This window comes from Arcobacter sp. s6 (genome assembly GCF_040884245.1).
GTDB lineage: Bacteria > Campylobacterota > Campylobacteria > Campylobacterales > Arcobacteraceae > Aliarcobacter.
In genome coordinates, this window is sequence record NZ_JBEVTN010000027.1 from 1 (window position 1) to 8,842 (window position 8,842).

Here is an 8,842-nt window from a genome sequence, read left to right on the forward strand (position 1 = left end):
TAAGTTCATTTCATTAATCGAAATGAAATAATAACTATTTTTAAATTATCAAATACTTAAAGGTGAAACCTATATTCTATTCAAGCTATCAATCAAAGTACTTCTTTTTACACCAAATGTTCTACAGATTGCAGCTTTACTCATTCCATCATCAAGTGCTTTTTTTATTGCAATTATTTTTTCATCATTAATTGCTCTTGGTCTTCCACCGGTGATTCCTCTTTGATTAGCAGATTCAAGGCCAGCTTTTACTCTTTCTTGAATTAAAGATCTTTCAAATTGAGCTAAAGCTCCAAATATATGAAAGAATAGTTCTCCTGATGCAGTTGTTGTATCCATACCTTCAGTAATAGATATAAAAGATATATTTCTATTTTTTAAAGAAGTAATTATACTTATTAGATGAGCTAAGCTTCTACCTAATCTATCTAATTTCCAAACAACTAAAGTATCACCATCTTTTAAAAATTCAATTGCTTTATCAAGACCCACTCTTTTATCTTTTGAACCAGAAGTTTTATCTGAAAATATATTTCTTTGGTCTATCCCATATTTTATTAATGCATCTTTTTGTAAATTTAGATTTTGATCATCAGTTGAAACTCTTATATATCCTACTAGCATACGGAAAACCCCTTTAATATTGTTTCCGTATTATATCACAATCCGATAGTGTTTGTCGTATATTTATTTGGTGTTTTTTGAGTGAATTTTGAAGTTTTTGAGAGGGTGTCGGAAAACAGATGTTTTATAACTAGTATCCTATAATGGTTTTATTAATAGTATGTTCATCAGTTGCAGTAATAATAAAGTTCTTTGAATTTCTTAAAAGTTCTTTTGCAATTTCTAATTTTTTGCCAGTTAATTTATCTGTATCATCCATAAATAAAATTGATGATTTTGCTTTTTCAGAAAGTATTCTAAGTTTTATATATTGTTTATTTATATGTTCATCTAAGTCAATATCAAAATCAAGATACTCTTCAAGCTTATCTTCACTAAATTTTGCATTGTCTTCATCGGTTAGATTTTTTAAAAAAAAGAAAAGAATAATAAATCTACTGAATCTAGTTTCATTTTATCTCCTCATTTAAATAATATTTAAAATAATACTATATAAATGACTCTTTTTTGAGAGAGTTTGAATTTAATTTAGACAAAACAATCAATATATGTAAAGGTTGCACATTATGTGCGTATATGATTTAAAAGCTCACTTTTTTGTTCCACAATCCCTTTAGATTTGTGGAACTTTGTAGTTTTTATTTTTTGAACACTTTGTGGAACAGGGAAAACTAATATGAATATTTCGTGTTCCAAAAGTAAGAGGTTTTGACAAGGATATAAGTAAACGGTAACTAAGATTAATACAATTTAATTCTAGAAGATAAAAATATTCATACGAAAACTAATTTTATAATTTCCGACATTAAACAAAAAATATATTTCTTAATTTTCGTATATTTTTTAAAATTTAAAATATGACAAAATTACTTGGTGTCGGAAAACAAATGATTAAATATTCATAAAATCATAAATAAATTTTGAAAAAATAAAGCTTAGAATACCTCTAACTAATATTAAATCTATATCCAATTTCTTTTAATGTTGTTTTCGTTTTATCATTAAAGTAATTTTAATAATAAACATCATATGATTATATGTTCATATATTATTAATAAAGGTAAAGCTATGTCTATACAGTGTTGTGACCATACCAAAGAAGTAGAAAAAGTAAAGAAAATTTTAATTTGTGATGAAACTTTATATGATGTTGCAGAACTTTTTAAAGCTTTTGCAGATACAACAAGAATAAAAATAATTGCTGTATTAAAAGAAGAAGAGTTATGCGTGGGTGCTATTAGTGAACTTATAAATGTTAGTCAATCGGCGGTATCTCATCAACTAAGAATTTTAAAAAATTCAAAAATTGTAAAACCAAGAAGAGTTGGAAAGCAAATATTTTATTCGTTAGATGATGAACATATTAAAAAAATATATGATATGGGATTAGAACATATCATAAAAGGATAATTATGAAAAGTGTAAAACTTCAGAATCTTGATTGTGCAAATTGTGCTTTAAAGATTGAAAAAAAATTAAATGAATTAGATGAATTGAGCAATGTAAGTTTGAATTTCTCAACTTCAACTTTAAGTTTTGAAAAAAATGTAAATTATGATGTATTAGAAAAAATTGAAAAAGAGATTCAGAAAATTGAAAAAGATGTAGTTATTATAAAAGATGAAGAAAAAATACAAAAAACTTTTTGGGAACTTTTAAATAAAAAACTTTTATTAATCACAATTATTTCTATTATTTTAACTTATATATCTTACAACTATGTAATTAACAAAGAATTTCAAATAATTTTATATTTAATAGCATATTTTTTAGTTGGTTGGGATGTTGTATACAAAGCTATCAAAAACTTAATTCATGGAAAAGTTTTTGATGAACATTTTTTAATGAGTATTGCAACAATTGGTGCATTTACTTTAAATGATTTTGTGGAAGGTATATCTGTTATGATCTTTTACCAAATAGGTGAAATGTTTCAATCAGTTGCTGTTAATAATTCAAGAGATAATATTAATGCATTACTTGATATTAAACCTGAATTTGCAAATGTAAAAGAAGGTGAAAGTATTGTTCAGAAAGTACCTGAAGATGTTAAACTTGATGATATTATTTTAATTAAGGTAGGAGAAAAAGTTCCTGTTGATGGTGTTCTTATCTCAAAAAGTTGTTCATTTGATACAAGTGCGATTACGGGAGAATTTAAACCGAAAACAATACTTGAGAGTGAACAAATTTTAAGTGGATTTATTAATACTTCAAATGCTTCGTATGTAAAAGCAACTTCTTTATATAAAGATTCAACTGTTGCAAAGATTATTGAACTTATAAATAATGCATCTTCGACAAAAGCAAGAGCTGAAAAGTTTATAACTAAATTTGCAGCAGTTTACACTCCAATTGTAGTTGTTTTAGCTATATTTTTAGCAGTAATACCACCTTTATTAATTGATAATGCTTTATTTAAAGATTGGTTTGAAAGAGCACTTATTTTCTTAGTTATTTCTTGTCCTTGCGCACTTGTAGTTTCTGTTCCTTTATCATTTTTTAGTGCGATTGGAGCAATTTCAAAAAGAGGTGTATTGGTAAAAGGTGCAAATTATATTGAAAAATTAACAGAAATTAGAAATATGGTATTTGATAAAACAGGAACTCTTACATATGGTGTTTTTGAAGTTACAGATATTCAAAGTAAAGACCTAAGTAAAGATGAACTTTTGAAATATGCTGCATATGCAGAAAGCTTTTCAACTCATCCTATTGGAAAGTCAATTATAAAAGCATTTGGAAAAGCTATTGATTCAAAGCTTATAACAAAACATGAAGAGTTAAGTGGTTTGGGTATTACGGCAACTATTGATAATAAAGAAATTTTAATAGGAAATAAAAAACTTCTTGCAAAATTTAATTTACAAATTAATGATATAGAAGAAAAATTAAGTGCAGTTTTTATAGCTGTTGATAGTAAATTTGCTGGATATATTGTGGTAAATGATATTATTAAAATTGAAGCAAAAGATGTTATTTCTGAACTTAAAAAACTAGATATTTCTAAAACTTATATGTTAACAGGAGATAAAAAAGAGGTTGCTTTAAATGTTGGTAATACATTAGGAATAGATGTAATAAAATATGAACTTTTACCACAAGAAAAATTAACTTATTTTGAACAAATAAAAAAAGAGACTAATCAAGTAACTGCATTTGTAGGCGATGGAATCAATGACGCTCCTACTTTGGCAAATGCTGATGTTAGTTTTGCAATGGGTGGAATGGGAAGTGATTTAGCCGTAAAATCTGCTGATATTATTCTTTTAAACGACAATATACAATCAATAGTTGATGCTATAAAAATTGCTAAAAAAACTAAAGTAATTGTTTATCAAAATATTGTTTTTATTATGATAGTTAAGGTTGGGTTTCTTGTTCTTGGTGCAGGAGCAATAATTGGTATGAAAGAAGCTATTTTTGCAGATGTTGGAGTAGCTTTACTTGCTATTTTTAATTCTATGAGAATTTTAAATACTATAAAAGATAAGGTAGAGTAAATATCTATACATATCAACTATTAAATAAAGATCCTCGGGGCAAGCCCTTTCACGCTTAACGCGTAAAACTTTTAGCCATCTTGACGATGATGCTAAAAGCGAGGTATTCAAATCACATATTCATATTCAACTGTCCTTGATATATCTTATTATATGCTTTCCCTTGATTCTTTACATATTTTCTTATTATTTCTTCATTTGCGTATTGTCCTACGGTATTCCCATAAAACCCACTTGTCCACAACGATCCTCCCCACAACTCTTTTTTTATTTCTGGGTGTCTCTTGAATATCTCTCTTGCTGTTATACTTTTTATTATTGTTACTATTTTTGTCAGACTTAATATTGGTACACTTTGTACTAGAAAATGCACATGATCTTCATCATTCCCTATTTCTATAAAATTTATCTCATATCTACAGCTTATCTCTTCACATATTTCTTTTAATGTAATATCTACTATTTCATCAAATACTTTTTTCCTATATTTTGCTGGAAATACCAAGTGGTACAAAAGAAGTGTTTTATTATGGCTTTTATATATATGTTCACTTTTCATGAACTAATTATATCTTTTTTCGACCCAAGGGTCGGGGTATTAACCTTTTCTTAGAATAAATTATAGTTGATATGACATTCAAATTCAAGATTTCTGCCTTTTATTTCTAAGTGATTTAAATAATAAAGGATCAGAAAATATTCGTATTGTTTCTGTTGATGGTCTCAAGGGCTTTCCTGAAACAATTAAAACAATATTTCCTCAAACTGAAGTACCAATTATCAAATACGTAATTTATTGAAGTATGTAAACACATTAGCTTGTGATAGGGAACGAAGTGAAACCAAAAGAATTTAAGAAGATTTAAAATTAGTTTATCATGCAACATTAAAATATACAAGCTAATCCTATAAAAAAACTAGCAAAAGATGAACTTTTTAACTAAATAAAATAAGGATAAGAAATATCCAACTACAATTAGAAAAATAATGCACATTACTAATATTATAGAATCAGTTCATAATTAGAGTCTAACAATCTTATAAGTTGTTATATTTTCCGAAGGGAGACTAGATAATTATTAGAGTTGTAACAAATAAATATTTGTTATATTAGATGATTTAACACATAATTTATAACGGTTTTTTAACGAGTATAAAATAGTAATAAAATAATGTCTTGAAAGAACATTATTATCATTATATTTAGAGTAAAAAAAGCTAAATTAATAGCATTTATCTACATTAAATTATTTACTGACATCTACTCTATAGAGTTATTCCTATAATCTATATAATATAAATTTAATAACATTAATATATGTTATTTCCTAGCATTAGAGTACTTTTAAATAAAGTTTAAAATAGAATTTTAAACTTTATTTAATCTTCATATACAGTTTTACAATGAGAATTATCAATAAACAAACTGTAATAAAGATAACATATTATTTCTATAAGTACTATAAATTATCTTTTATATATTTCTCAAGTTTTTCTTTACTAATTTCGCCAACAAATTTTTCTATAAATATTCCATCTTTTGTATAAAGAAAAGATTCTGGTATCATTTTCACATCATCAAATGCTTTTGCTAATGTAAAGTTTTCTTCTCCAACAGTTACAGGGAAATTCATATTATATTTTTTCATAAAATCAGTCAATTCTTCTTTCGATATATTTTTATCAAACAAAACACCAAGAATAATAAAATTATTTTTATATTTCTCTTGAAGTTCTACAAAACTTGGCATTTCTTTCTTACATGGTTCACACCAAGGAGCCCAGAAGTTGACTAAAACTATTTTATTTTCTAATTCTTTTGAAGCAATAGTTTGAGAATTAACAGTTAATGTAATTATTTCTCCTTTAGTCGTTGTCAGAGTGAACTTTTTTGGATCAACTGATTCTACACTCTTTTCAATAACTTGTGCTTTACTTACCTTTGAATCACAAGCAGAGAAAAATAAACTCAAAAAAATTGATACAATCATTATTAATATAGTTTTCATATTCTTCCTTATTTATCCATCTCAGATTGAATTAAATCTTTTAGATTTTGGAGTCCAAATTCTTGAAGTGGTTTCCCATTTACATAATATGAAGGTGTTTTTGTAGCACCTAATTTTTTACCATCTTCAATATCTTGTCTTACTACATTCATTACTTCAGGGTCTTTCATATCTTTTAATAATTTATCCATATCAAGTCCTAAACTTGAGATATTTTCCCAAAGATTATTCAGATTATGTCCATTATGTCCAGCCCAATTTTGTTGTGTTTTAAAAGATGCTTCTAAAGCTTCTAAAAACATATCTTGTTTTTTAGCAGCTTCTAAAATAACAACAACCTTATCAGAATCTTTATGAAGTGGAGCATATCGAAGAACTAATTGAATTTTACCTTTATTCTTTTCCAAAATATCTTTTATGTATGGATGAAATTGGGAACAAGTTTCACAAGCCGGGTCAAAATATTCTACTAACTGTACCTTTGCATTATCAGGACCAATTGTAAAAGACGTATCTCTTTTAAATAATACTGATTGATTTTCTGATAGAGCAACTGTTTTGTTATTTTCTGATTGATTATAAGTGTATTTCATACCAAAAAATATTCCAATTAAAACCATAATAGAAATTATAATTATAGTTTTATTCTGCATTACTGTATTATTGTTTTTTTTATTTGTCATGTTGTTTCTCCTTTCCAAGTACTAATAGTAAAAAAAGCATAAGGTATGCTATAAATGATAGAGAGGGGATAGTTATAAACCCAAACCAATTGATATATTCAGTGGAACATGGTATACCACTACTACATGGAACCATTGATTCTGGGATTATATCTAACATTAAAAGGTTATGATAAATAGCAAAAAGCAATCCAATTACTACTATTGGAAAGGTATATTTATATACATTATCATCAGGATAGAGTAAATTTATTAAAAATAATATAGAAAGAGGATATATGAATATCCTTTGATACCAGCACATATTACATGGAACAAATCCCATAATATCACTAAAAAATAAACTACCTAAGGTAGCACTACTTGCAACTAAAAAACATAAAAAAATGATTTTAGAATTAATTCTCATGTTAAGGTTCATCAAATGCCTTTATTTAAATATTAGCAGAGTTTAGCTTATTAAAATTAATGAATTATTAATATTACATATTTAACTCATAATTAAAATATTTTAATAATAAATATTTGTTATATAAAAAATATTTCTAAGAAATATTAAATCTATACCCAATTCCTTTTAGTGTTGTTATAGTTTTATCATTAAGTTTTTTTCTTAGATTTTTAATATAAGTTCTTATTGTCGTAGCCTCGGGAACTTCATCATAAAGCCAATTATTTACTGATATTTGGTCTATTGAAAGCGTTTTATTTTTATTTTTTATAAAATATTCTAAAATTTTTGATTCAATTTTTGATAAATTAAATTCTTTATTATTTCTAAAAATAATTTTCCTTTCATAATTATACGAAGTGTCTTCATCAATTCTTACTTGTCCATAACTTTCAATTTGTCGTAATTTTTTTATATTTTCAATTCTAAGTTGTAATTCACTTAAATCAAATGGTTTTTTAATATAATCATCACATCCTGAATTAAATCCTATTTTTACGTCTTCAGAAGTATTTCTAGATGTGATAAATATTGTTGGAATATTAATATTATTTTGACGAATATTCTTTAACAATTCAAACCCTGTAATATTTGGAACATTTACATCAAATAAAAGAAGGTCAAAATCTTCTTCATATATTAGTTCTTCGGCAATATTCCCATCAAAAACACTTGTTACTTCATAATCTAAAGTTAATAAAAACTCTTCAATTATTTCATTTAAAATCACATCATCTTCAAGTAAAAGTATTTTCATTTTATTAATATCCAATCAAAATTTATTTTTTAGTGAGATTCGTACACACCTGTAGAACCATCTTTATTTACATATAATACATCATATGCTTGTTTAGTATTTCCTTGCTCCATACCAGGACTTCCAACAGGCATACCAGGAACAGTAATTCCTATAATGTTGGGTTTTTCAACAAGCATTTTTTTAACTGCACTATAATCAACATGCCCTTCAACTACATATCCATCAACAAATGCTGTATGACATGATGTTTGTCCAGCCTGCAGTCCAGCCTTTTGTTTTATAGTATTAACTTCATTGGTTTCAATAGTTTTTACTTCAAAGCCTTTGCTTTTCATAATATCAATCCATTTAGCACAACAACCACAAGAAGGTGATTTGTAAACTGTCATAGTTTTACCTTCCATTGCAAAAACTGAACTTGTTATTAGTGCTAAAAATAAAATTGTTTTCTTCATATTTAATTTCCTTCTTTTAATGTAGCTTTTATTGATTCAAATTGTTCTTGAGATATTTCACCTTTTGCTAATCGTTTTTTTAAAATATCTATTACTGATGATTTCTCTTTTTTATCTATTGAAAATATTAAATAAAAAAATATCGCCCAAAAAATAAACATTGAAAAACCATGAAATAGTGTCATATTCATATTCATAAAATCAAACATTTTAAATCCTTTTTTTCTTAATCTTATCAAAGGAATGTGGAGTATGTGAGGAGAATTTAATGTCAAAAAAAGAAGATATAATAAATCTTCTTTATGCTAAAATTCTTCAAAGGATTTTAATGAAGATACTCTTACTTGAAGATGATAT

Annotated in this window: 10 protein-coding genes and 1 pseudogene; 3 read left to right on the plus strand and 8 right to left on the minus strand. The window is 25.8% G+C overall.

Annotation, left to right across the window (positions count from 1 at the left end; translation table 11 throughout):
- Positions 1 to 69: 69 nt before the first annotated feature.
- The gene (locus ABVS04_RS14635) at positions 70 to 624 is read right to left on the minus strand and encodes a recombinase family protein (RefSeq protein WP_368031519.1); all 555 of its coding nucleotides are present in this window, start codon (positions 622 to 624) and stop codon (positions 70 to 72) included.
- Between the two features lie 1,068 nt (positions 625 to 1,692).
- On the opposite strand from ABVS04_RS14635, the gene ABVS04_RS14640 reads away from it, so the two are divergent.
- Together ABVS04_RS14640 and ABVS04_RS14645 are read left to right on the plus strand one after the other, a co-directional pair.
- The gene (locus ABVS04_RS14640) at positions 1,693 to 2,034 is read left to right on the plus strand and encodes an ArsR/SmtB family transcription factor (RefSeq protein ID WP_368031520.1); all 342 of its coding nucleotides are present in this window, start codon (positions 1,693 to 1,695) and stop codon (positions 2,032 to 2,034) included.
- Positions 2,035 to 2,036: 2 nt separating this feature from the next.
- Entirely contained in the window at positions 2,037 to 4,127 is a 2,091-nt protein-coding gene (locus tag ABVS04_RS14645) for a heavy metal translocating P-type ATPase (protein WP_368031521.1), read from the plus strand.
- Between the two features lie 112 nt (positions 4,128 to 4,239).
- Here the strand turns inward: ABVS04_RS14645 and tnpA are convergent, their stop codons facing one another.
- Positions 4,240 to 4,686, minus strand: a complete 447-nt coding sequence (tnpA, locus tag ABVS04_RS14650) for an IS200/IS605 family transposase (protein ID WP_368031523.1) — start codon at positions 4,684 to 4,686, stop codon at positions 4,240 to 4,242.
- Between the two features lie 106 nt (positions 4,687 to 4,792).
- On the opposite strand from tnpA, the pseudogene ABVS04_RS14655 reads away from it, so the two are divergent.
- Positions 4,793 to 4,935 (plus strand): annotated as a pseudogene (locus tag ABVS04_RS14655) (transposase); the annotation flags it as partial.
- Positions 4,936 to 5,587: 652 nt separating this feature from the next.
- On the opposite strand, the gene ABVS04_RS14660 reads toward ABVS04_RS14655, so the two are convergent.
- The 6 genes from ABVS04_RS14660 to ABVS04_RS14685 form a co-directional block, all read right to left on the minus strand.
- Positions 5,588 to 6,136, minus strand: coding sequence for a TlpA family protein disulfide reductase (locus ABVS04_RS14660; protein ID WP_368031524.1), 549 nt, complete (start codon positions 6,134 to 6,136; stop codon positions 5,588 to 5,590).
- 8 nt (positions 6,137 to 6,144) lie between these two features.
- Entirely contained in the window at positions 6,145 to 6,819 is a 675-nt protein-coding gene (locus tag ABVS04_RS14665) for a DsbA family protein (RefSeq protein ID WP_368031525.1), read from the minus strand.
- Positions 6,809 to 7,240: a disulfide bond formation protein B gene (locus tag ABVS04_RS14670; RefSeq protein ID WP_368031526.1), complete on the minus strand. Its 432-nt coding sequence runs from the start codon at positions 7,238 to 7,240 to the stop codon at positions 6,809 to 6,811. The genes ABVS04_RS14665 and ABVS04_RS14670 overlap by 11 nt, the downstream gene beginning before the upstream one ends.
- A gap of 124 nt (positions 7,241 to 7,364) precedes the next feature.
- The gene (locus tag ABVS04_RS14675) at positions 7,365 to 8,027 is read right to left on the minus strand and encodes a response regulator transcription factor (protein WP_368031527.1); all 663 of its coding nucleotides are present in this window, start codon (positions 8,025 to 8,027) and stop codon (positions 7,365 to 7,367) included.
- 29 nt (positions 8,028 to 8,056) lie between these two features.
- Positions 8,057 to 8,485 carry a DUF411 domain-containing protein gene (locus ABVS04_RS14680; RefSeq protein WP_368031528.1) on the minus strand — a complete coding sequence of 143 codons (429 nt, stop codon included), beginning with the start codon at positions 8,483 to 8,485 and terminating at the stop codon, positions 8,057 to 8,059.
- Positions 8,486 to 8,487: 2 nt separating this feature from the next.
- Positions 8,488 to 8,694, minus strand: a complete 207-nt coding sequence (locus ABVS04_RS14685; RefSeq protein WP_368031529.1) for an SHOCT domain-containing protein — start codon at positions 8,692 to 8,694, stop codon at positions 8,488 to 8,490.
- Positions 8,695 to 8,842: the final 148 nt, after the last annotated feature.